General features: G+C 38.9%; 21 protein-coding genes. 13 read left to right on the forward strand and 8 right to left on the reverse strand.

Features of this window, described 5'->3' with window-relative positions; translation table 11 throughout:
- Window positions 1-948, forward strand: coding sequence for a hypothetical protein (locus R2Q80_RS07690; RefSeq protein WP_316799035.1), 948 nt, complete (start codon window positions 1-3; stop codon window positions 946-948).
- 21 nt (window positions 949-969) lie between these two features.
- Window positions 970-1,902 carry a hypothetical protein gene (locus R2Q80_RS07695; protein ID WP_316799036.1) on the forward strand — a complete coding sequence of 311 codons (933 nt, stop codon included), beginning with the start codon at window positions 970-972 and terminating at the stop codon, window positions 1,900-1,902.
- Window positions 1,903-2,050: 148 nt separating this feature from the next.
- On the opposite strand, the gene R2Q80_RS07700 is transcribed toward R2Q80_RS07695, so the two are convergent.
- Complete coding sequence (locus tag R2Q80_RS07700) at window positions 2,051-2,392, reverse strand: EthD domain-containing protein (RefSeq protein WP_316799037.1); 342 nt, start codon at window positions 2,390-2,392, stop codon at window positions 2,051-2,053.
- 100 nt (window positions 2,393-2,492) lie between these two features.
- Between R2Q80_RS07700 and R2Q80_RS07705 the strand changes: the two genes are divergently transcribed.
- On the forward strand, window positions 2,493-2,846 hold the full coding sequence (locus tag R2Q80_RS07705) for a helix-turn-helix domain-containing protein (RefSeq protein WP_316799038.1): 354 nt from the start codon (window positions 2,493-2,495) through the stop codon (window positions 2,844-2,846).
- 1,095 nt (window positions 2,847-3,941) lie between these two features.
- On the opposite strand, the gene R2Q80_RS07710 is transcribed toward R2Q80_RS07705, so the two are convergent.
- The 4 genes from R2Q80_RS07710 to R2Q80_RS07725 form a co-directional block, all read right to left on the reverse strand.
- Window positions 3,942-4,676 (reverse strand): LytTR family DNA-binding domain-containing protein, encoded by a 735-nt coding sequence (locus R2Q80_RS07710; protein ID WP_316799039.1) that lies wholly within the window; start codon window positions 4,674-4,676, stop codon window positions 3,942-3,944.
- A gap of 12 nt (window positions 4,677-4,688) precedes the next feature.
- Window positions 4,689-5,519: a sensor histidine kinase gene (locus tag R2Q80_RS07715; RefSeq protein ID WP_316799040.1), complete on the reverse strand. Its 831-nt coding sequence runs from the start codon at window positions 5,517-5,519 to the stop codon at window positions 4,689-4,691.
- Between the two features lie 214 nt (window positions 5,520-5,733).
- The gene (locus tag R2Q80_RS07720) at window positions 5,734-7,170 is read right to left on the reverse strand and encodes a S41 family peptidase (protein ID WP_316799041.1); all 1,437 of its coding nucleotides are present in this window, start codon (window positions 7,168-7,170) and stop codon (window positions 5,734-5,736) included.
- Window positions 7,171-7,217: 47 nt separating this feature from the next.
- Complete coding sequence (locus R2Q80_RS07725; RefSeq protein ID WP_047799841.1) at window positions 7,218-7,403, reverse strand: hypothetical protein; 186 nt, start codon at window positions 7,401-7,403, stop codon at window positions 7,218-7,220.
- Between the two features lie 684 nt (window positions 7,404-8,087).
- Here R2Q80_RS07725 and R2Q80_RS07730 point away from each other — a divergent pair.
- The 5 genes from R2Q80_RS07730 to R2Q80_RS07750 are packed head-to-tail and all read left to right on the forward strand — an operon-like array spanning window position 8,088 to window position 14,943.
- Entirely contained in the window at window positions 8,088-8,330 is a 243-nt protein-coding gene (locus tag R2Q80_RS07730) for a hypothetical protein (protein WP_047799840.1), read from the forward strand.
- A gap of 50 nt (window positions 8,331-8,380) precedes the next feature.
- Entirely contained in the window at window positions 8,381-9,784 is a 1,404-nt protein-coding gene (locus tag R2Q80_RS07735) for a TlpA disulfide reductase family protein (protein ID WP_316799042.1), read from the forward strand.
- 50 nt (window positions 9,785-9,834) lie between these two features.
- Window positions 9,835-12,015, forward strand: a complete 2,181-nt coding sequence (locus R2Q80_RS07740; RefSeq protein WP_316799043.1) for a peptidase domain-containing ABC transporter — start codon at window positions 9,835-9,837, stop codon at window positions 12,013-12,015.
- 8 nt (window positions 12,016-12,023) lie between these two features.
- Entirely contained in the window at window positions 12,024-13,307 is a 1,284-nt protein-coding gene (locus R2Q80_RS07745; RefSeq protein WP_316799044.1) for an HlyD family secretion protein, read from the forward strand.
- A gap of 34 nt (window positions 13,308-13,341) precedes the next feature.
- Entirely contained in the window at window positions 13,342-14,943 is a 1,602-nt protein-coding gene (locus R2Q80_RS07750; RefSeq protein WP_316799045.1) for a cysteine peptidase family C39 domain-containing protein, read from the forward strand.
- A gap of 76 nt (window positions 14,944-15,019) precedes the next feature.
- On the opposite strand, the gene R2Q80_RS07755 is transcribed toward R2Q80_RS07750, so the two are convergent.
- Window positions 15,020-17,458 (reverse strand): UvrD-helicase domain-containing protein, encoded by a 2,439-nt coding sequence (locus tag R2Q80_RS07755; protein WP_316799046.1) that lies wholly within the window; start codon window positions 17,456-17,458, stop codon window positions 15,020-15,022.
- A gap of 248 nt (window positions 17,459-17,706) precedes the next feature.
- Between R2Q80_RS07755 and R2Q80_RS07760 the strand changes: the two genes are divergently transcribed.
- The 4 genes from R2Q80_RS07760 (at window position 17,707) to R2Q80_RS07775 (ending at window position 21,558) form a co-directional block, all read left to right on the forward strand.
- Window positions 17,707-18,051, forward strand: coding sequence for a hypothetical protein (locus R2Q80_RS07760; protein WP_316799047.1), 345 nt, complete (start codon window positions 17,707-17,709; stop codon window positions 18,049-18,051).
- Window positions 18,052-19,101: 1,050 nt separating this feature from the next.
- Entirely contained in the window at window positions 19,102-20,328 is a 1,227-nt protein-coding gene (locus R2Q80_RS07765) for a hypothetical protein (RefSeq protein WP_316799048.1), read from the forward strand.
- Window positions 20,329-20,507: 179 nt separating this feature from the next.
- Window positions 20,508-21,122 (forward strand): hypothetical protein, encoded by a 615-nt coding sequence (locus R2Q80_RS07770; protein WP_316799049.1) that lies wholly within the window; start codon window positions 20,508-20,510, stop codon window positions 21,120-21,122.
- Between the two features lie 4 nt (window positions 21,123-21,126).
- Window positions 21,127-21,558 carry a hypothetical protein gene (locus tag R2Q80_RS07775; protein WP_316799050.1) on the forward strand — a complete coding sequence of 144 codons (432 nt, stop codon included), beginning with the start codon at window positions 21,127-21,129 and terminating at the stop codon, window positions 21,556-21,558.
- Between the two features lie 414 nt (window positions 21,559-21,972).
- Here R2Q80_RS07775 and R2Q80_RS07780 read toward each other — a convergent pair whose 3' ends face one another.
- Window positions 21,973-22,368, reverse strand: a complete 396-nt coding sequence (locus R2Q80_RS07780) for a DNA-directed RNA polymerase subunit alpha C-terminal domain-containing protein (protein ID WP_316799051.1) — start codon at window positions 22,366-22,368, stop codon at window positions 21,973-21,975.
- 225 nt (window positions 22,369-22,593) lie between these two features.
- Window positions 22,594-23,652 carry an HNH endonuclease domain-containing protein gene (locus R2Q80_RS07785; RefSeq protein WP_316799052.1) on the reverse strand — a complete coding sequence of 353 codons (1,059 nt, stop codon included), beginning with the start codon at window positions 23,650-23,652 and terminating at the stop codon, window positions 22,594-22,596.
- 109 nt (window positions 23,653-23,761) lie between these two features.
- On the opposite strand from R2Q80_RS07785, the gene R2Q80_RS07790 reads away from it, so the two are divergent.
- Window positions 23,762-23,956 carry a hypothetical protein gene (locus R2Q80_RS07790; protein ID WP_316799053.1) on the forward strand — a complete coding sequence of 65 codons (195 nt, stop codon included), beginning with the start codon at window positions 23,762-23,764 and terminating at the stop codon, window positions 23,954-23,956.
- Window positions 23,957-23,965 lie beyond the last annotated feature (9 nt).

Below are 23,965 nucleotides of genomic sequence, written 5' to 3' on the forward strand. Positions count from 1 at the left end.
ATGAAAAAGATACTTTTATTATCCATCTTTTTGGTTAGCCTGTTCTTTTCGTGCAAAAAAGCAGAAAATCCTTATGTCTCCAAAGAAGAGATCGACGCATTGATTAAGCTCAAAAATCCAGATGTAGAACATGTAGCGCTAATCTATAAAAACGATGTTTACTATCTCGAAAACATCACCAAACCCGGCAAACGCATCACCAATACACCGGGCGTTATCAAACGACTGATCAAAATGTCGCACGATCATAAAAAGTTCGCTTATCTGGAATATTACAGCAGCACCATTGTCATTACAGATATAAACGGCACGGTAACCAACCGGCTAAGCCAGTATAGCAATATCAAGTCGTTTGACTGGAGCGCCGACGATCAAACCCTCTACATCCTATCGGGTAATAAAATGGTATATTTTGGAACAGATATGAAACTGCCCGACTTTACCTACAATGGAATAATTGCAGGTTCTACACTCGAAGTGTTATCAGCCTCTGTCTCCATGAAAGGCGATCTGGCCTATGTAGTACACGGTTATCATTATTTATATGGCGACAAATACAAAATGATCATCAAACCAGCCGATAAAAGTGCAGATGTGGTATTTGAAGACAATTCCACTTATCCAACCATGCAATATGTCGCCTTCTCCAGCAACAATCAAGACCTTGTTCTCGGTTATATCTCCAACAGTACCAAACCCAACCACATCAACCAGGCTTACGTGTTTATCAACTTCAGGCGTGCCAGCGAGTACAGTTTTGGTAGCTATAACGGGATGGTCACCCCACTGTTTAATGAGAGCAAATCTTTTGCTGTAACCACCCGTACATCCGATAATCCATCAAGCACCAAGCCTGTAGCCATTGGCTTCAATAAACAAAAAGATCGGAATTTAACCGGCGAAATTTATACATCCGAAAATGATGCCGTTTACACCGACTGGAAATAGTTATTCTTAACATTATCAATCATGACAATCAAATTAAAACGCTTCGCTCTGCTGCTGCTCACGGTAGCTTCTTTCAGTGTTAATGCCCAGGTAAGCATCTTCGATGCGAAAAAGCTCAGCAAAATCAAAGAGGGTAAAACCTATATCATGGTGCAAAGCATCAAATTTCCTGGTGCCAGTCAATACCTGGAGCAAGCCCAAAAAAACTGGACACTCTCCAAAGGCATTGACTTCCTTTCGCCTGATCATCAGAGTACATTAAGCCCTAATGATAGCTTTCTGGCCCTTGAGGCGGTAACCATGAGATCGAACAACATAACCAACATTTACTATTCGCTATCCCTCTCCACCCTTAAAGAGAAATATTTTACCGGAAACCGCTTATTGAGAAAATCAGATCACGAGCCGGTAGCAGCGGTGGCATTGTCTCCCGATGAAAAAGCATTTGATGTAAAAAGCTTTTTTAAAAACAACGACTTCGATGGCGGTGGCTTACTTTATAACTGGAGCCCCGGTATGTTGCACAACTATCTCAGCCAGATTACTAATCTACTTTCGGCCGGCAAAAACGTAACTACACGTGATGATATTGCCAACAAAGCTCAACTCGCTAAACTAACAACGCAAAACCTGTATGTTCCGGATTTTAACCTGATCAGGTTTAGCCCCTTTGTTGGTAAACTGGAAAAAACTGCCGACGAGGAGCGCCTGTTCGACGACTATAAGTACCCCTATAAAGTCATCACCAAAGCAGAACTTGATAAGATGATTACCAGCTCAGATGAACCAGCTTACTATTTACTTTTCGTTAAAGATAGTTCGAGCAAAATTGTTTGTGTGGTAAATTCAAAAACAGGCGAAACCATCTATTCAACTTCAAAATCATTATCGTATAATCTTAAATCAGGAGATATTAAAGATCTTTCCAAGCAAATCGAAAAAAGTATGAGATAATGATGCGTCATCCGCATTAACAATCCGTCAAAGAACTACCATGTAAGTCATTATTTCTTACATGGTTTTTTTTATTCTAGCCTTACCGTTGTCCGCATCACCACTACCGTAAACACACAACAGTTCTATTATAAAGTTAATCTTGCTATTAACCCGCTTTTATAGTGTTTTCATTGGTTGCCATTGCAACATAATTTGAAGTATCAAAAAATGTAGGCTCATCCGGATGCACCTTTGTTAAATAGTTTTCTGAAGAGAAGAAGGTATTGAAATCCTCAAAGGAGTCAAATGAAATTTCCACTACAGCATCGTATAAAGGTTCAGGAAAACCTTCGGCAACCATTGGGTGGTTTACCACATACTTCCTCACATAAAGCTCGGTTTCGGGGATGGAACAGAATAAAGGCGCATGGTGATTTTTATGATAATCAACGAATTCCTCACGGCTCATGCCTGGCAGTTTGTGTACTAAAAATGTAAATTTGATCATTGTCTGTATATTAATTTCAACAAACCTACTTCCTTAGCAACCTTATATCAAGTACGCACAAATTTGTGCTTATTTGCTTTTACAATTGATTGACCAAACAATGTATCAAAAGAAAATCCCAATCAGAAAGGAGTGTGGCCTGCACATATTTAAGGAGCTTTTAAACGGGAAGTGGAAACTCATGCTGATCTACTATATCTCAGAGGATATTAAAAGGCCGGGAGCACTACAAAAGACCATCGCGGCCGACAGGAGAGTGATGACCAAACAACTAAATGAACTGGTGCTCCATGGCTTCGTAGAAAAGATTTCTTTCGATACCAAAATCCCTAAAGTCGAATATCGGTTAACGCCATTGGGGAACAGCCTGTTGCCACTAATTATTAGCATCGAGCAATGGGGCGAAAATAACAGAGCTGTTTTGGAGGGGGTTCTCAGGGACAAGCAACAATGAGCTTATAAGAAAATGGTAAGAGATCGCCTCGCTTCGAGGTTCTCGATTAGGATGTCTGGAAGGTGGCCATCTATTTCACTCAGCTTACTGTCATCGCTATATTTGTCTATGTAACAAATCCGTAAGCTGGAGTCCAAACAACTCTGCATTTTATGAATTGCATGAGCAACAAATTCCAATGAAAAATATTATCTACATCCTGGCAATCATGTCTCTCTGCCTAAGTTGCAGTGAAAAGAAACATGTCGAAAAACATGATTTAAACTCAGCACTTAAAAATCGAATTAAAATTCTTAGTAAGGATACATCCGTTGCACTTAATTTTTGCGAGTTAATTCCATTTGATTGGGACAACATATATATAGTGCCACCTTATGCTGAAATAAAACGATTCAAAAAAAGGAATGTTAAGTACTCAAATAACTTAGCATCCGAACTATCGAACTCTTCGCTGAATGAGCAAAACTGTATACTTGTTTTCGTAAAAAACAGAAGTATTTTAAGGTATAGCACAGTTTCCAGACAGATTTTGGATTTCGCCCATCTCGAAAGAAATGGACTTTGGACCGATTCAATCTCTAAAGTTGAAGTCTGCAAAAATCTGCAAACGAAAAAAGAGGGCAGTAGTTTAAAAGCTATATTGGATTAAGTGCTTAAAGTAAATTCATTATATGACTTAAAACACAAAGTTACTGATTGTATCATATTGCTAAAGCTATGGAGATTCTGGTTGTTACCATAGAGCCTTTCTGATCATGACAACGGTCGAAGCTAAATCCCCATCAGCTCTTCCATAAATTTACATTTGCTATTTGGATCATAAACAGGTAAGCCTGGTGGCGGCCACGCGTTAATGCTACATAAAAAAGTCGTCTTTCACCTGGTGTAAGTAAGGGAAGTTGGACACCATCACATCCTCCAGGCTCTTGCATACTGTTACGTTAAGTGAAATATTTCGGTAAGATTGTTCGTGCTTAAAATAATCGGCCTCCGTTTTAAAGTCGAACCGGTTTTGTGGTGGGTAGGCAAAAAAAGCGATAATATTGATGGAATGAGCGGTAACTTAACTATCGTAATGCCTGCTTGTTGAAAAGGCTAAGTACCAGGGTTGATCATTTGCTTTTTTAAAGTGTCTAAAAAATTCTTTTTATACGTTTCTCCAATCAATATTTCAGATGAGATATCTTTAAGTATTACCTGATTTCCGCTAATTGCGACAATTTTGTTCAAGGCAATTATGAATGACTTTTGAATGCGCATAAAATTTTTTTCGGGTAATTTTTCCTCGATGTCTTTCATCGTGGTAAGAGCCAGCGTTCTGATACCATTATGGTGAAAAGCAACATAATTCTTCATACCTTCTATGTAGTCAATATCTTTGACGTAAATTTTAACCATCTTACTTTTAGAAGCCGTTTTAACAATAAAGTAATCGGCATCCATTGATTCATTTTGTCCCTGTTGCGGCATAGGGTTTATTGTTTTCTGCACTTTAGTGATGGCCTGCAAAAAACGTGGAAAGGGAATAGGCTTAACCAGATAATCAATCACATCGAGGTCAAAGCCATTAGAAGCAAACTCACGGTAAGCTGTTGTGAGTATGAAATTATAGTTTTTGTGGCGAACTGTCTGGATAAATTCGAGGCCTGAGAGTGTGGGCATATGGATATCGAGAAATATCAAATCGATATGCTGCCCGCCTAGAAACGTAATGGCTTCCGTTGGTTTAGTGAAGCTGGCGATCAGGTTCAGTTGATCTACTGATTTAATATAGTGAGTTAATACTTCTATCGCATGGGCTTCATCGTCGACAATGATGCAGTTTATCATAATGTAGGTTTTTTAATTTTTGCCTGATATCAATATAGGATGCGTAAGTTCAACAGCATAATCGGTAGCAGTATCAGTAATCTCCAGGCTAAAATTCGTCCCATAATGGTGTGCAAGTCTGTTTCCAATGTTATTGATTCCAATTCCGCTTGATTGCTCCTTCGGACCTTTCTTTTTGATATTATAGGTTTTAAAGGTTATGCAATTTTGTTCTTTAACAACATCGAGCGTAATTCTGGCTGGATTAGCCGGATCAGTACAATCTCCATGTTTTAGCATGTTTTCCACGATAGTAATCAAAACCAGCGGAACAACGCGAACATTTGTAGTACTGCCCTTTACCTCGAGCAGGATTTGTAACTCATGATTAAACCGGAGTTGATTGATCTTAATTACGTTTCTGATGTGGTCCACCTCCTCTTCAATAAGTTCCGTTTGGCTTTCATGATCCTGTTTTAAGGAATAATGCATAATTTCACTCAAAGTCATAATACCGTTTGATAACTCTGATGATAGCGGGAGAGATTTGGCATAGAAAAAATTGAGGGTATTATTCAAAAAGTGCGGATTAATTTGTGCCCTGAGGAATGCGTATTGTGCCTGGTGCTTTTCCTCCACTATAATACGCAACTGCTTTTGGTATTTGATGTTTTCGCTGGCATAATGATATCCGAAAGCAAAAAAAGCATACTTGATGTATAGCCACAGCACAGGTACGGCAAACTTCCAGATGTGGAATTCTGGTGTGGCGCCACCATTGGCTTTGATCAGCGGCCTGACATGATAAGCAGTAACGTACCATATGAGGAATGAAATCAGGTATACCATAACGACCGCGCTCATCAGCGGGAATGTTTTTAATGGGTTAAGGTATCTGGAAAACACCAACAGGCACAGGTAAAAAGTACAGATATTCGGAAATTGTGTAAAAAAAAAGTCACCGATACTAAAGAAATACCCACCGGGGTTGCCCGCAAATTCAATCAGCGTGCTCACCAGCATGTATCCCAACCAGAAGAACAGGTGGTATAATATAATTTTCCGTTTTTGTTTCAATTTATCTTTCCTTATACGATTGAATAAATCCTACCCAATCCTTTATTTCCGAAGTTATTCGAACATCTGGTTGTATTCCGGTATTATCCAGCGGAAAATCGGGTAGTCTCGACGATTTGCACGCAGGATATCCCAGTGTGTATATATCGCAGGGTAGTTTTGTTTTCACCACTTCCAGATAATCAATTGCCCCTGAAGAACGTTCGCCAAATAGCTTTACCTTACTGCTTTGTTTAGCCTGGAGCATAAAAAGTTCTGCGGCACTGGCGGTATTCCTGTTTACTACTATCGATACCTCTTTGGGATAAGCCATTACTTCTTCGAGTTTGATTGTGTCAACAGGATACAAGGGATATAGCTGGTTAAGGTGTGCTTTTAAAACATTTAAATTCCTGACAAATCCTTTTTTAATGCTGTCGGGAATATTTGCAGGTATAGCACTATAATAGTCGCGTATATTTTCTTCAGTGGCCAATACACTTCCACCTTCAGTTAAAATGGGCCTGGTATAGAGGTATGGGATCAGTTTATCATACACCAGAACAGAACCACCATAATTATTCCGAATATCTATGATTAAATGCCGGTGGTTTTTAATTGCGTTTTTATGTTGTTTAAGAATGCTATCTACCGCTGCAACATTGGCCAATGTTGCATACGCTGGTAGCTGAAAAAGGCAAGTTTTATCGTCAAGTATTTTAAAAGATGGTTTTTCAGTAGATGTACCCGCTTGTTGCTTTCCTGACACACTAACCGGCGGACCGTTCTTAAACCATCTTGACAAAACTTTCCCATCTGTAAAAGTCAATGTATCAGCATTTTTATAAATGGAGAGAATGTTGTTCGAATGATCTATTGCCCTAAAATACTTCAGGCCATAAACATTACCTATTTTAGAAATACGCATTTTAACCTGCTGAGGCAACCATCTTTTTCCATCAGCCTTAATGATAAAGCCAATGAAATCGCCCCTGTCTTTTACAATACCAATCTGATAAGCCCCACTCTCATCCTTCCAAACACCTTCAACACTGTCTAAAACAGCCTTATTCCTGTCAAGATAGTCCTTAAAGGATAAGGCTGTCCAACTGGTTGTTTCCTCCCTGGCGTAGTAGTCTTTTATTTGCTCAACGCTGTAACCGCTATCATCATACGAAATGCTGATGTGCTTGTCATTAAAAAAAGATAACCATGTTTTTAAAATTGGCAAGCACTGATATGTGGGCACTTTGCCAGCTTCAGCGAGCAGGCTATCAGTTAAAAAATCGAATCTTTTTACCGTTTGAAGATTGACCTTATCACTGTAGCCCACATAATTCTTTTTAATTCTTGCCATTACAAACTCGAGGTTATCCTTACAGTTACAACTCTGTGCGTATGTTGAAGCAGTGGCAATGGTAAGTAGGATCAGGATTGAAAATGTAAGTGAAGCACGCATTGACAAGGAAGGTTAGTTTAATTGTAATGGTTTAAAACGTGAGGCATTTAAAGGCTGATGGTGCCCAACGTGGGTTTATCTTCAACGCATCCCGGAAGCGTAGATGGTGGAATGTCATCGCTGGTATTGCCTCCACCACCTTTAATCTTTTGCATTTCCTCTTTACTCAGATGAAAAGCAGGTTTTCTTTTAAAGATAAACATTGTTGTTTTTTTCAATTTCTTGTTCGTCATGTTTCCAAAGATTAAGTTAATCAATAGATAAAACTACCTCTTGAAAAGTATATGATCAAAAATAATACACCAAACCAGGTATTTCAAGGACAAAATACGTCTTTTTTGATACAAAAACCAGTTGGCATAAATACACCGCCTTTTCACGTTGACGAAAACCGACTTTTCTGAGCTTTTTGTCCGCTACAGGCGATTCTTATGGCACTTGGTATCGATAAAATCCATGTGTGTCCCAGGAAACTGGCATTTGGTGTAATAGGCATTATAGTGGCTTTGATTTAAACATTAAAAGCGGAAACTTCGTCATGCCGTAATAGCATATCAGCAGTATGAATATATTTAATTCACATCGCAAAAAAATGGAGGTTATTTTTGTCCCCTTACTTCTAACCCTGAGCAGTAAGGTAACATTTTCCCCTATTAAGTGCTGTTTAAATGACCATGCCCAATATAAAAATATTTTATTAACCATCTCAATCTTGTTTCTGGCGCTAGCATCGTACCTATCTATCTGGGGCGATGTTAGCCTGGATACAGAAGTATAAGAATTTTTGCAAAAAAGGAGAAGCATACGGTTGCAAACGGATCGCTTCCCGAAACGAATGACGGCGTTTACTGTCATCGCTTAAGTCAACCTTGCGTGAAAGGTTGACCAATATTACAATCACAACTTAAATTTTAAACATGAAAAAAGTAAATTTACTCAGCAAAGCTGAGATGAAAAATGTGATGGGTGGCTTAGCTGATACCTCAGACAGAGGTTGTATTGTTTATGAAATCAATGGAGACACCAGAACTATCGTAGCTTATGTAAACGAAGGTGGTAACGTAAACGCCGGCGATGTAGCTGCAAGTCACGCAAGTTACACAGGTAACAGAACAGGTTGGGATTGCCCTTCTGATGGGTGGCAACATGAATATGTATAGCAAATCACATGCATGGGAATGATTATTCCCATGCAAACTAATTTGAAAATATGAAGCTAAAGATCACCACACTACTATTTTTAGGGGCTGCTACCATCATACTGGTAAGCTACTTTATACCCGCACAAGCACGGGTTGCGGTAGGGGATATTAAAATCAGGGTTTTTCTGAAGCCGGCCGAAAAGTTTTCAATATTTTATGATGAAGATAAAACCATCGGATTCAGAAACCTGTCAAATCATGATACCATTCTGATTAAAACCATGGCCTCCAGCAAAGCTATTGAGTTTCGTTATGGACTCATTGACCACGGCGTGTTTTACCACCACAAGTTCTACCTTCATCCTGGTGATGAGCTTTCACTTCAGGTAAAAAATCAGTTTGATATTGAAGTTAAAGATGGAAACAGCTCCCGACTCTTTATCGATTCATGGTTCAACGAACAAGCTACAAAACTTCCGTCTTCTAAAGGAAAGGAGGCGCAATCGGCTTATTTCAATGCAATCAAATCAATATACCGCAAGCAGTTAAAACGTATTGACAGCCTTTCAGGTACCGGTTTTTTAAACCAGGCTACTGCCCATACCTGGAAGCTTGCCAAAACAACTGCCTATTATACCGCATTGCTCAAAGCCATTACACCACAAAACTTTCAAAATGTCCCTGCCGAAACAAAGCTAAAGGCACATCAAATCCTTAAAGAAATAAACACGCTCTCCCAAATCCAATCGCCAGATGTAGACGCATTGATATACTACATTACTTCTTATCACCTCACCAGAGATCAGCGGGATTTGAAAAATATTGATCAAAGGTTAAAATTTTTAATTAGTAATGAGCAGTTTTTTGGAGCCGAACGTGTCCTGTCTTCTGCTATTGCTTCCCTTAAACACTATTCGAGAAAATCCGATCCCGCTTACCAGGCCGCTTACAAACGTGCATCTGCCTATAATCAACTTAAAGGTAGCTCACATTCGGAAGTTCTCAACCATTTAAGTCAATATCAATTCCGGGCGTTAAATAGTGTACGGCTGATTGATCCTGTTCAGAAAACACAATCGCTTGAAAATGTCATTGATGAAAAAGATTCGCTGGTATTTATCGATATGTGGGCCAGCTGGTGCGTACCTTGCCGCAAACAAACGCCATTCCTCGAAGCCGTGAAAACAAGGCTCCGGGATAAACCCATTAAATTTATCAGCATCAGTATCGATGAGGAAAGCAAATCGGGTGAATGGATCGCGGCCTTAAAAGATGACAAACTGTATGGCGACTTATACCAATATCGTTTACTTGATAAACCGCACTCTCCACTGATGTCTTTTTTCGATATTCAGTCCATCCCGAGGTACCTGGTCATCAAAAGAAATGGAACAGTTTTAAATGATCATTTTGTTAGCCCTGATGATCCCGCTTTTGAAAAAAGATTACTCGAATTGCTAAAAAGCTGGTAGTTTCAAGCTTCAGTAAATCTAATTAACCGTTTATCACCTAACCCATCGCATTGAAAAAATTCACCTTTTATAAGCAGCCAGATCAAATGGATTGCGGGCCAAGCTGCCTGCGCATGATTGCAAAATATTATGGCAAAAGTTTTAGCCTGCAAAAACTCCGGGAAATTTCTGGCATCAACCGTGAGGGTGTTTCGCTGCTGGGCATCAGTGACGCGGCTGAAAAAATAGGTTTCCGAACTACAGCCCTCAAGCTTTACCTTAAGGAACTGAAAGATACGGAGCTTCCTATGATCCTCCATTGGAATCAGAATCATTTCGTTGTGCTGCATCGCGTAAAGGGCAATAACTATTATGTTGCCGACCCCGCCAAAGGTTTAATTGTTTACTCCGAAAATGAGTTTCGCAAATCCTGGCTCCCAAAACAAGGCCAGGGAGAGGGTATTGCGCTCGTGCTGTCGCCCAGTCCCAATTTTTTTGAGCAGGAGAGTGATCACCAACCTGCGTTGAGCTTTACCTATCTTCTCAGATATTTATATCAATATAAATCGCTGGTGATACAGCTTTTTGTTGGATTGGGGGTAGGAAGTTTGCTTCAGTTGATTCTTCCTTTCCTTACTCAATCTGTTGTCGATATCGGAATTAATACGCGAAATCTCAATTTCATTTATATCATTCTAATTGCCCAAACCATGCTATTTGTTGGGCGGATGAGTGTAGACTTTATCCGGTCATGGATTTTGCTCCACATCAGCACCAGGATTAATATTTCTATTCTCACCGATTTTTTGATCAAACTAATGAAACTGCCAATCAGTTTCTTCGACACTAAAATGACCGGCGATATTATGCAGCGCATGAATGATCAAAAACGCATCGAATCATTTTTAACAGGGCCTACGCTGAACGTAATTTTTTCCGTTTTTAACCTCATCATTTTCAGTTTCGTGCTGGCCTACTACAACCTCACCATCTTTATTATCTTTCTGGTAAGCACCATATTATACAGCTTCTGGGTAATGTTGTTCCTCAAACGGAGGCGCAATCTTGATTTCAAACGTTTTGATATATCCTCTAAAAACCAGAGTGCCATCGTGCAATTAATTACGGGCATGCAGGAAATTAAACTCAACAACTGTGAGCAGCAGAAGCGGTGGGAATGGGAGCGATTGCAGGCAGGCTTATTCAGGTTCAATATCAGCAGTTTACGCCTTGGCCAATACCAGCAGGCCGGTGCATTTTTTATCAATGAAGGTAAAAACATACTCATTACCTTTCTGGTTGCCAAATCAGTTATCGAAGGTGGATTAACATTGGGTGCCATGATGGCGGTACAATATATTATCGGGCAGCTTAACAGCCCTATAGAGCAAATGCTCGGATTTATCCAGCAGTTGCAGGATGCGAAAATTTCATTAGAACGGCTTGGTGAAATCAGAGAAATGGAAGATGAGGAACCTGCCGGAAAAACCCTGATCAAAGAACTTCCATCCGACCGGAGTTTAAGTTTACAAAATATTACCTTCACCTATCCCGGTGCGGGCAGCGAAGCGGTGCTCAGCAATGTCAATCTTCATATTCCCGCAGGTAAAACCACTGCTATCGTTGGGATGAGCGGCAGCGGTAAAACTACCATCCTAAAACTACTGCTCCGTTTTTACGAAGCGCAGCTAGGCGAAATCAAAGTAGGCCATACACCATTAAGTCAGGTAAGCTTCAGGCAGTGGCGAAGCCTTTGCGGGGTAGTGATGCAGGATGGTTTTATCTTTTCAGATACCATTGCACACAACATAGCCGTTGGCGATGAATACCCTGATCAGGCGAAACTAAAAAATGCTATAGAGGTAGCTAACATCACCGATTTTATTGAACGCCTTCCGCTCGGGCTCAATACCAAAATCGGTGCTGAGGGTAATGGCATCAGTCAGGGGCAAAAACAGCGTATCCTCATTGCCCGTGCCGTTTACAAAAACCCTGAATACATATTCTTTGACGAGGCCACAAATGCCCTCGATGCACATAATGAAAAGGTAATTATGGAAAATCTTGAACGCTTTCTGGTCGGCAAAACCGTTGTCGTAGTAGCCCACCGTTTAAGTACTGTAAAGCATGCCGATAACATTATTGTTTTGGAGAAAGGCAAAATTATTGAACAAGGTACCCATGCCGAGCTGGCGGGCGGGAAGGGTGTTTACTACCAATTGGTGAAGAATCAGCTCGAACTTGGAAACTAATTAAAGTTATGGAAGAGAAAGATTTTGAAGAAAACCTCCACAGCGAAGAAGTGCATGAAATTATCACCGCTGTACCCTCATGGATTTTAAAGTGGGGCATTACGTTGATCTTTGCCATATTAGCAGGCATTGTATTAATGGCTGCCTTTATCGATTACCCGGATGTGGTAATGGTGAATGTTAAGGTAAACTCATTGAATGCCCCAAAAGCTGTACTGGCCAGACAAAGCGGTAAGCTTGCAGCACTACTTGTTAAAGACGGCGATGAAGTACATGCTAATCAACCTTTAGGGTATTTCGAAAGTACCGCTATTCCAGCCCATGTATTGCAGTTAAGTAATAGCCTTAAATCATTACAAGCTAAGGTTAATCATGCTGAAGCACAACAGATGGTTGTACCTGAAGGACTAAACCTTGGGGAGTTACAAAGTAGTTACCAGAATTTTCACCAGCAATACCTGCAATATGTGGCTACATTAAAAAATGGTTATTATCTGCGGCGGATGGCATTTCTGGAAAAAGATCTTAACAGCATCAAAGCGCTGGGCAGCCAAATTGAAAAACAAAAGAAAATTCAGGAACTTGAATACGCCAATCAGGAAGCTGAGTATAAGGCTTACCAAAAACTTTATGGCAGCAAGGTGATATCAAGAAGCGAATTTCAACAACAGGAGAATAAATACCTGGTTTCGAAGTATCCCCTGCAACAGAGTGAAACGGCTATACTAAACAATATGAGCAGTTATAGCGCCAAAGAGAAAGAATTACTCGATTTAAAGCACACCATATACGAAGAACAGTCGAAATTTACCCAGGCCCTAAACCAATGTATCACTGAAATTGATAACTGGGTAATGCAACACCTGTTTATTGCCCCCGTGGCCGGGAAGGTTAGTTTTGCCGGCATTGTTCAACAAAATCAAAACCTGCAATCCGGGCAGGAGGTGTTTATTGTTAATCCAGGGAATACAGATTTCTTTGGTGAGGTACAAATTCCTCAATACAACATGGGCAAAATCCGGCGTGGCGCCACTACGTTGATTAAAATGCATAGTTATCCTTTTGAACAATACGGAATGATTGAGGGCAAGCTTAGCTATGTTTCGGATGTTGCTTACCGCGACAGCGTATTCATCGCGAAAGTGAGTTTCGACAGGTTTGAAAATAAAGATGTGTCTAGAAGAATTATTCTCAAAAATGGAATGCAGGGAAGTGCCGAAATTATTACTGAGGAAAGCTCCTTACTTCAGCGCTTTTTCAGAAATATTATTAAAATGATGAATAGCAGGTAAGTGTATTCGAGAAAAACTTTAAAAAAAACGCAATATGTTTCGCAAACCTTTAAGTAATTTAGAAAGTGTAGCTGTTGGACTAATAGAAAATCAAAGGTTTGGGATTACCCGGACTTCGGTTCGAACTTGTTTACAGGAACATCCTGAATACCCAAGCTTGCTATCAATAAGCGATTGTCTGGATGGTTGGAATGTTAGTAATACAGCCTATAATGTACCACACAGTGAATTTTCTTCCTATGCCACCGAGGTGCCTTTTATCGTGCACCTTCGCGAGGGAAATGGCAAGTTTCTTTTAATCGAAGAGATTAGGGATGAAAGCATTATCTATAGCAATCAACACTTGTCGAAAAAGGAAATGTCAAAACAAGAATTCCTGAATCGTTGGGGTGGAACAATTTTTCTTGTAGAAGAAAAAAATGAAAAAATAAGCGAGGATGGTTACAAAACCAAAAGACTCATTGAATTTGCACGCTCACTTTTGCTTCCTTTTATAGCCATCTCACTACTCATTTTATTTGGTTTGAAAGTCGCAGCCTCGAAATACACCATTGAACTGGCCCTAATTTTTTTCATCAAGACTTTAGGTTTATTAACATCCGTTGCCTTATTAATTCAGAAATTTAATTCAGATAGTCCCTTCATCAAACAGCTATGTAATATCAAAGGAAAAAATGGCTGTAACGAAATTTTAAAATCCAGCGCCGCTAATCTAACCAGCTGGCTAAGTTGGAGTGAGGTTGGTTTTTTTTATTTTCTAGGCTCAATAATATCACTTCTATCAGATGCCCGTTTCGTAAATGTATTTGCCTGGTTTAATGTTCTAGCTATACCTTACACTTTCTATTCAATAGGATATCAACTAAAAACAAAAACCTATTGTTTTTTATGTTGTACGGTCCAAATCTTGTTGTGGATGGAGTTCTTTGCCTTTCAATATTACGCTCGTGCATCCGGCCAATTGTTGCTCCAATCCTGGAACCTGTCTTTTTCATCAGTATTTGTTTTAGTAATCTCTCTCTTAGTTCCGATGATATCCTGGTGGATAATCAAACCTTTGATCCAGGCAAAAATTGATTTGACACCAATTAACCAAAAGCTCCGGAAATTCACTAATCATTCAGAGGTATTCAAAATGTTATTAACAAAAGAGCGGTTTTATGAAATATCACATGAACACATGCCAATTACCTTTGGTGATATAAATAGTGAAAATCATTTAGTTATTATCAGTAATCCCTATTGCCGTCCATGTGCCAAAATGCATGCTGAAGTAGTTGAATTGATAAAGACTTTTCCACATATCAAAATCAGCATACTATTTGCATTAAACGAGCGAAACAAAGACCAGGTAGAGATAGCATTATCACTACTTTCCTTATTTAGGACTTCACCGCCTGCAGACGCACTCATTGCGCTCGATGCCTGGTATCTCACAGGAAAAGATGACCCGGCTAATTGGAAGAACCGATTCCAGTCAACAATCAGCGAATTAGACCATCAAATTCTTAACGAACAGCAAAAATGGATTAGTAATTACAGTATTAAGTCGACACCAACATTGATTTTCAACCAATATCAACTTCCAGATTTATATGATTTAAAAACCTTGAAATCTGTGTTAAACTCGATATAATTTCCAGTTACAAACAAACATATTTTGTCCGCCCTTCAGTGGGTTCGGAACAGTAAGCTTATCGTTAACCTACCATTTAAGCTGCACCATTTCCCCCCTCACCAACACTATAAACCTCCATCAGCTCTTCCATAAACTTACTTTTGCTATTCGGATCATATAACATGTAAACCTGGTGGCGTGCACGGGTTAATGCAACATAAAACAGCCGCCTTTCCTCGGCATTTTCAAACGTTTCCCCTTCGTGCAGCAGGTTGCTCAAAATTGGGTCATCGGCCATTTCCGACGGAAAGCCGAAGACGCCCGAATTCAGGTCCAGCAGTACCGAAACGTCGCAGGTTAAACCCTTGCAGGCATGGGCCGTATAATAGCTAATCTTTAAGGCCGGGAAGCGCTTTTGCAGTTCGCGCAAATCAGACGGTGCATTATGGTGGTATCTGCCGATTAAAAATACTGTTGCCCTTTTATAATCCAGCGCGATTTTGCTCAGCACCCCACACAGAATATCGAATTTCTGCAACATGCGCTGTGCCCTGTTGCCAAAAAATTTATGGGGCACCAGTTTAAATGCCGGCAGTATAGCCTGATCGGGAGAGGTGAGTTGTTTCTTTAATTGTGCCGGATTACTTTGAATAAAGCCGCTGCTAACATCCAGAATCTGCCTGTTAAAACGGTAGGTCTGCAAAATACTGTTTACGGCAGTTACCCCAAAATGCTTCGAAAATTGCGTAATGATGCTAATGTCGCTACCGGTAAACCTGAAAACCGACTGCCAGTCATCCCCAACGGCATAAAGCTTCGCCTCCGGATTGGCCAACTTCAAAGCCTTCAGCAGGTCGTACCTACCCAGCGACATATCCTGAAACTCATCTACCAGAATATACTTGTGTTTTTTCTGGTATTCCCCTTTTGCAATGTGCGATGTAGCCCGGTTCACCATATCATTATAATCAATACCACCCGTTCGTGAAAGTTCAATCTGGTAGGCATCAAATAAAGGTTCAAAAACATCGAGAAAAACGTTGAAACGCTTATCGGCTGCTTTGTTCCTTAGCTGTTTAACCCCGGTGTTGTTCGATTTCATCAGGTTCAGGAAAGTATAAACCAGGCCCATAAAGTCCTCATAGTCGTCGAGGCTCTTCACCTTATCCAGTATTTCACCGGGAGGGCGCTTATTCAGTATCACCCCGTGGGCATTAAGCTGAATCCTGAGTGCCTTCAGCAGTGTCTGGTTTTTATTCTGGAAAGAATAGGTTTTAATCAGTTTGGTCTGATATTTTTCATGAATCGTGGCCTTCCATTGCATGCCGCTTTGGTATTGTTCCGTTGCCGACCGAAAGGGTGCTTTAAATTTAAAACGATCAGGAACATGGCCATTTTCATCAATACCATAATGTTCATAGTATATGCTATATTCAGGAAGATAAAAATCAGGTTGATAGTGCCCAAAGTCAGGATTGCGGTCTTCAGCTGCTAAAGGATACAAACACTCATACTCAAAAGTTACCTGGTGTAAGTAGAGGAAGTTGGCTACCATCACTTCCTCCAGGCTTTTGCATACTGTTCCGTTAAGCGAAACATTGCGGTAAGATTGTTCGTGCTTGAAATAATCGGCCTCCGTTTTAAAATCGAACCGGTTTTGAGGAGGGCGGGCAAAAAAAGCGATAAAGTTGATGGCTTTTTGCTGAAAGCTGCTATTAGTTAGAAAAAGCTGTTCAAAAGATTCCTGAAGAAATTTCCTCGCCTTTTTATCTATTCCATCAAAAGCAATTTTTGCAGGGTGAGGATTACAGTAACGCATCACCATGTTGCCAAAACTGTTAAAGGTTTTAAAAGTGATTAACCTGGCCAGGTCATCATCTTTAAGAAAGTTACAGGTCCGGTCGAACATCTCCTCTACGGCGGTATTGGTAAAGGAAATCACCAGCAGCTCTTCCGGCCTGGCCAGGTTCTTCTCCAGAATGTAAGCAACCTTAGCGCTTATGGTAGTGGTTTTCCCGGTACCGGCGCCAGCAATCACCAGGTTATTGTCTTCATCGCATATTACAGCTTTCATCTGCTCCTGTGAGAGCGGATACTTATCGAGCGCAGCAAAAAAGTCTTTAAACTCGGCCATTTCATGCTTCACAAAACGCGTATTGTAGTCTTTTCGTGTAGCTTCCAGGTTGTCATGACTGGAAATGAAATGAGCAATGGTAGCCACTTCAGCCTGATCCAGTCCACAAGTCCGATAGCTTCCTGGGATGGCACTCAATAATGCACCGTGCGAGGCCTGAAGCTTGCGGCAATCGCTGTTAGCAAAATACAACAGCATATTCTGTTTTTGTTTAATCTCATCTATAGCCTGCAGGATATCAGGAAGAAGTTCGCGGATGCCGGCTCTTTTTTCAAGTTCCTGCTGCCTCTGTTTTAGCCAGTAAAAAATTCCCAGCGTAACTATAAACAGCACAATCTGCAATCCCATAGGGAGATCACTAAGCTTATGCGGCCTGGCTGGTTTCTCTTTTTGAGGCATTAAATACTAGGGTGATTGATTCGCAAAGATAATGTTCCGGCAGGTAACATTGCGGAATTTGTGTGAGGACTTAGTTCAGTAAAGCGCGTATTGCTTCAATAAATCTAATAAAATACCAATATGATTCAGTAAAACAGATATAAAATCAATTAGCTATTGAGTAAAAGTGATTACGCGCAAGTATTACATGAAAATCTTGAATGAAACAAAAATATTTACTTCCTTCCAAAATCTAAATTTATGACCAAATGGGTTTACCAGCTTTAAGCTTAGAACCGGAAGCACGCTCATTGCTTGAAAACATTAAGCAAAAAGTTTCCATAGAAATTCAGAAAAGTAAAAAAATACCTGTCTCGGTATTGCTGTGGGGTCCCGCCCCTGACGATCCTTCAGAGATTGCCCAACTACGGGTTAAATTACGATCCGAGTTAACCGCTTGTGGCCATTTGGCCCAGTTCAGTGAGGAACTAATTGAAACTGGATCAGGCGTTAGCATAAAAACCCAACAACTCATACATGCACAACAATTCGATATGGTTGTTTCAATGCCATGTACTCCAGGATCCATCCGAATACTCACCTATTTCTTCTAAGCCCTTTTTAACGTCTTCATAAAAACTTTCCAAATCTTTTAAGTAATCCATTTTCTTATTTGATTAATCTGGATGAAAACCAATAGTTAAATGAGTACAACAATAATCGCTATACATCTTGGGATGATCAAAAAAACAATAGGGATGATTTGATATCCCGGAAAGGATTCGAACCTCCGGAACAGGTAAAATGAGATGTGATTACAACAATAGGATAGTCTAATTTAGGAAATCATTTTTAAAAATCAAAACTGATACAATTTATTTCACTTTTAGCCTATCTCACTTCCTGCATCATTTCAAACCCATTATTGCCCGATATAGTAATCAGTGGCTCAGTGGTCAATTTGAATTTAGCCTTTGTAAATATTGCTCTGATAAGCTCCAACAATAGAAATACTGATCCTTAAACATAAACCCTGATCAGCCGGACCCGGGCTTCTAACCATTTTCTAAATAATATACGTCATTGCATTACAACTTATATAGCCCCTATGGATTCGCGGCCAAAACAGGTATCTTGACCAGGTCTCTCAGTACCAAGGTCTATCTTTGCCCGTATTATCTAATAAGATTTCGTGAACTAAGATTAAATGCTTATTCTTACTCAACATTTATATTAATCTCTCAATTTATGAATACTCTTTTAAAAATAACTTTTGGTATTCACATGGTCTTTTCTACCATGTGCCTTTTTTCTTGCAAGAAAAATATTATTGCCCCCGAAATTGCAGATTTCATATAAAAAAAGAACACAGTAATTTCTAAAGCTATTTTTATTAATGACATTACGTATTCGGATTTTCTCAATAAAGTAAATCGAACAAAATATTGGTAGCAATATAACTTAATTACAGGAGATTGAAGGTTACACTTTTCTAGCCAAACTAAGCCGAAAACTGAATGGTACTGCATCAGCTTAGGTATTTGTTGGAACAGTTAACCATCGAAACAAGATATGTTGCTGTGATAATCCAAAAAACCATATATGAATATTAAACGGACGTAACTTTGCGAATTCCGTTCTGAATAGAAAATTAAAACGACCAAATGATACAAAAATTAATCTCTCAAAAAGTACGCATTGCAAACTTTATCATTATAATATTATTCTTAATACTTCAAAGCTGCCGAAAGGATCGTGTTTACAATGATCTAAATTTAGAAAATAACCAGTTGATAAAATATGAAATAATTGATAAGTGGATTAATGAAAATCCTGTAGCGAAACATATTCAATTAGATTGGAAAAAAGCAAAGCAAACTACCATTTTGGGCAAAAAGGTTGTATCAGTACCTGCTATGAAACTTTTAACAAATCATACTGGATCAATTAAACCTTTTTCTAACGATGATCAAGTAAAAATCAAATTTTATGCAGATCATCCAGCGAAGATGTATTTCGTACTAAGTCAAGATAATAATAAATTAAATTCTTTTTTGTTGGGTTTCGTGCCCCAAAGCTTTTCTAATAATTCAGTAGATCAAAAACAATTAACTGGTAAACTTATTGAGTATAATTTCATTGGCGATACCATTGCTGTTATAGAATATCAAAAAAGTAAACTAATTAATAAATATCTACTAAGACAAAGCCCTCCATCAAATTCCGAATATACTAATTATTTAAAATTAAATAAGCTAGAATCCTTAGGTGGGTTAAAAGATAAAGAGATTAGTAATATTTTCGGATGGTTAATAGATAAGATTGAGGCACTCGTTGGCTGGGTCGGAACAATGTTTAATGCATCTTACTGGGCGCCAAGTCATGTGATTGGAGGGGTAGATTATGGCCCAGGTTATCGTTTAACTTCAATTAATTGGAGCAATATTTTTTCATCTGATAATAGTCAAACTATCGATTATATTGATTCAAATCCGGGATACACAAGTTCAGGTGAGGCACTTTACGATCTATTTCTCGGATATTCAAATATGAGTCCTGAAACTTCTTACCCATTTGGCCCAGATGCCCTAATTCAAAATTTTGTAGCAGATTATGTGGTTGATAAATTTCAATTGGATTACAATGATAGGATCTTTTTGTATCAATACCCAACCATTGCTGAAAGTTTCAGGAAATATGGTGAATCTATTCCTGTCGGTCAGGAGGAAATAGAATTTATCCAGTGGTCACTGAAATATTTAGAATACTATCCTGATACATTTCAAAATTTTGAGGCGATATTTCTAGGTGACCCTAAAAGCTTAATTTTAGAAAATGCAAACAGTTTTGAAATACAGGGCAATAGTTTGGTGTCAGCTGTTATGACTTAAGTGGAATTAATGATGAATTTCAGGTTGCAGAATTTGATAATGTTATTAATAGCCTGCAAAACGATTTCAACGATGACAAGATTGAACTCTACCTTTTATTAGTCTATAGAAACAGTAAAATTCTAAATTCTTCGTCATACTCAATATCGAACAACCAAATTAAAGTTGGCGAATACTCATTGACACCACACTACAATTCACAAAATCAAATTGTTTTTTATAGTGCGTGGAGAAGTGCGAATATTGGAATTGAATATATTATCAAAGCTTCAGAATTAAATAAATTTAAAGAAAATTATTCCACTTTTAAAGCCGCAGCTAACTTGTTTTATTTAAATGGCAAACCTAATCGCAGCGAAATACAAATGGCTAATGGTGATTATTGGGAGGGACTTGTTGCATCTCACAAAGAGGCATTTACAAATCCTCTTTATTATCTATATCTTGCCCATGTTTTTACCGCAACAGCAACAAATCTGAAGTCAGTCCCTGTAGCGGAACGGGTTGAGATCAGAGTCTCTCCAGAGGTCGATGCTCTTAAATGGACTTCAACAACTATCAGAAACACGAATACGGTAAGTATTACTATCGAAAACAAAACCGTAGCCCAATACAAAGAATTAATTAGCCAAAAATATAGTTCTACCTGGCAAGATTTAGGCAATGGAAAAGCAAAACTTGAGGTTGGCCAAAATAGATACATTTACAATCCAGCAGCAGCTTCAACTGAAAAGCCATCAATATATTACTTCAGAAATGGAAAAGCTATAGGGAAATTTAGATTTAAAAATTAACAAGATGAATATTCAGCAACTTAATCACGAATTAAAACAAATGTTTGATGATCAAACAAACGGTGGCGATTTCGGTATAATAAAAATTAACTTCCCTCTGGATAGTAATCTCCTGACGATTTTTGTTAAACATTACAAACTTTCTGATGTCACCTTTAAGATCTCATTTAACGACTATCAGTCTTATATGTTGACAAAAGAAAATCTGCCTGATAAAACAAGAGAACAAGTCATATACGCACCTGCTACTCAAGCTATCTTTTTGAAAGAAATTGTTAAATCAGAGTATTTAAATTATTTAAACAACTGGACCGATCTTAAAATTTATTTTGATGATCGAAGTTTTGAGCAAATAAGGCAGTATTCAATAATTACGCAAAATCTTATTATTGATGTTGTCACAGATACTGAACCATCTATCGAAATTCTTTATTGATAAACGAGTTACATACCTAAAGACTTAAGACTTACCGCACACCAGTTTAGAAATTTTTGCTGATAAACTCCGTCCCATTATCTGTCGTAATACGTTCAGGCTTCCCTTGTCCTTGAAAATTCTTCCTAATAATGTGGTTAGCGTAGTTGTAGGAATACTGCGGGCAACTTCCACAGTAATGGCCTCTGGCCGCTCAAGATTACGGCAGATATCAGCTGCTGTCTACCTGCTTCATGTTCGTTGATTGCTGTTAATATCTAACCTTCACTGATTTTTGACTTTTTCATTTTACTATTTTAGAGTTACGAATTTCCTCTTCTAAGCAGTTCGATATTAGGAAGGTATATATTTAAACTTTCATTTTCGTCATCCATTCGTGCGGCTGCATTTGACATTAAACTCCTTCCATTTCTCCTACCTCTTGGGCATCAGCATTTCCCATGTTACATCGTATTGACGTATTACACCCTGGATTTCCATAAATGATTTATTCCCCAAATTTTGTATGCGTGCCACCTTATGTATACTGCGACGCAGCAAATCAGCCAACGTAATAATGTTGTCCCCTATTAATGCGTTTTTGGTTCGTGGAGATAATTCCATGTCTGCTATTTTGATTTTTAATGATTCGCTGATACGCAGATCCGCCATCTTTTCTATTAAAACAAAACATTGCTTTCTAACCAGTTTAACCCTGCGGTTCATTGAGTCCAGTTCATCCTCCTGGCTTTGGGGCGAATGCTCGCCAATTTCTTCTAAGCCCTTTTTAACTACTTGATAAAAATTTTCTAAATCTTCTAAGTAATCCATTTTCTTATTTGATTAATCTGGACGAAAACCAATAGTTACATCCGTACAACAATAACAGCTATACATCATAAGATGATAAAAAAACAATAGGGATGATTTGATATCCCGGAAGGGATTCGAACCTCCGGAATATGTAAAATGAGATGTGATTACAACAATAGGATATTCGAACTTAGGAAATCATTTTTAAAAATCAAAATTGATACAATTTATTTCACATTTAGCCTACCTTCCTTCCTGCATCATTTCAAACCCATTATTCCCCGCTATCGTAATTAGTGGCTCAATGGTCGATCTAAATTTAATCTTGTAATCATCCGGTAGCACCGTTAAGCTTTCCAGATCAGGAAAGATACTCAGGTAATCTTCCATTAAAGGCTCTTTAATGGCTTTATATTTTGTGATCTCGATTGCCTGTTTCTGCAAGTGGTAAAAACCATCAAAGTATTTGTCCAGGGGAGGGAGCCTATCCGATTTAGAACTGTTGAAAGAAGGACTGGCCGGAATCAAATTCCAGATCAAATCATGCGATACAAAAGCATAGGGAATAAAGTGTTCTACCGCAAAGTTACCTACGTGTAACTTACTATTGTTATAAATACAATCTACGCTACCAAGCTCGCCGATAATGGTATTCCAGAACTTACGTTGTTTAGCCAGGCCATTTCTTTTAGCTGGTTTTATCAGTTTGTTCGGAATATCAGGAACGTTAGGATTGTGTTTCTGTAAATACAAGCTCAAGTTCCAGTAGCAGAAACTTTTCAAAACACCCATGTTGTTTGTCAGGTAATCCACCCATATTGGGTTAATAGTTACATGCGTATCGTTTACCGCATATAGGCAATCATTTTCGAACCTGCCCGACGCCTCGTAAATATATTTCTGATTTTCGCCTCTGGCCGGACACCATGGACTCAAAAAACGGTGTGGCACCTGTTTATTGAAATGCCAAAGCAATCGTTGCGTTTGCGGATGATTACTTTCGTTTAAACGTTTCCTGATGCGGCTCCGGTCTTCGTCGATATTAATGCCTTCCAATAACCCAATTTCTTCCACCGCTTTATGCAACTGATCCTGCTTACCAAAACTAATTTTGAAATAGTTAATGGTGTACCAACTTGAAGCCACCATGCCTACAAATAAGCGATGCTTTGGGATGTGATATTCACCATCTGCCACCTCATCCAGTATAGATAGGAGCCAGTAAAATTTATAAGCCGCAGCAGTGCTGTTAAAACTGGCCGTTAACAGGTTTATCGGTAAGTGTTCGTGAAGAGGGATCATTCACCCGCAAGATAAACATAGGGAGGGGAAGAACAAATTTCTACATATTAATTAGGTGAAAAATGCTACTTTTATTCGAGCACAGATATCAGTACATTAATTTGATTTTATGGACCACAGAGCGGAAACGTTATTTGCCATCTACAAAAATGGCAATCACCTAGGTAACGAGCGCGCATACAACATCGAAGAGGCAATAAATAAATATCTAATCGCCGCTGGTTTCGAAACGCTCCTTAATGATGTGGAATTTAGAAATCAATACGCGGCCTTCACAGCTGTATTGAGTGAACACTACGTTTAAACTGCGCAT

Source organism: Pedobacter frigidisoli, from assembly GCF_032678525.1.
Taxonomy (GTDB): Bacteria; Bacteroidota; Bacteroidia; order Sphingobacteriales; family Sphingobacteriaceae; genus Pedobacter; species Pedobacter frigidisoli_A.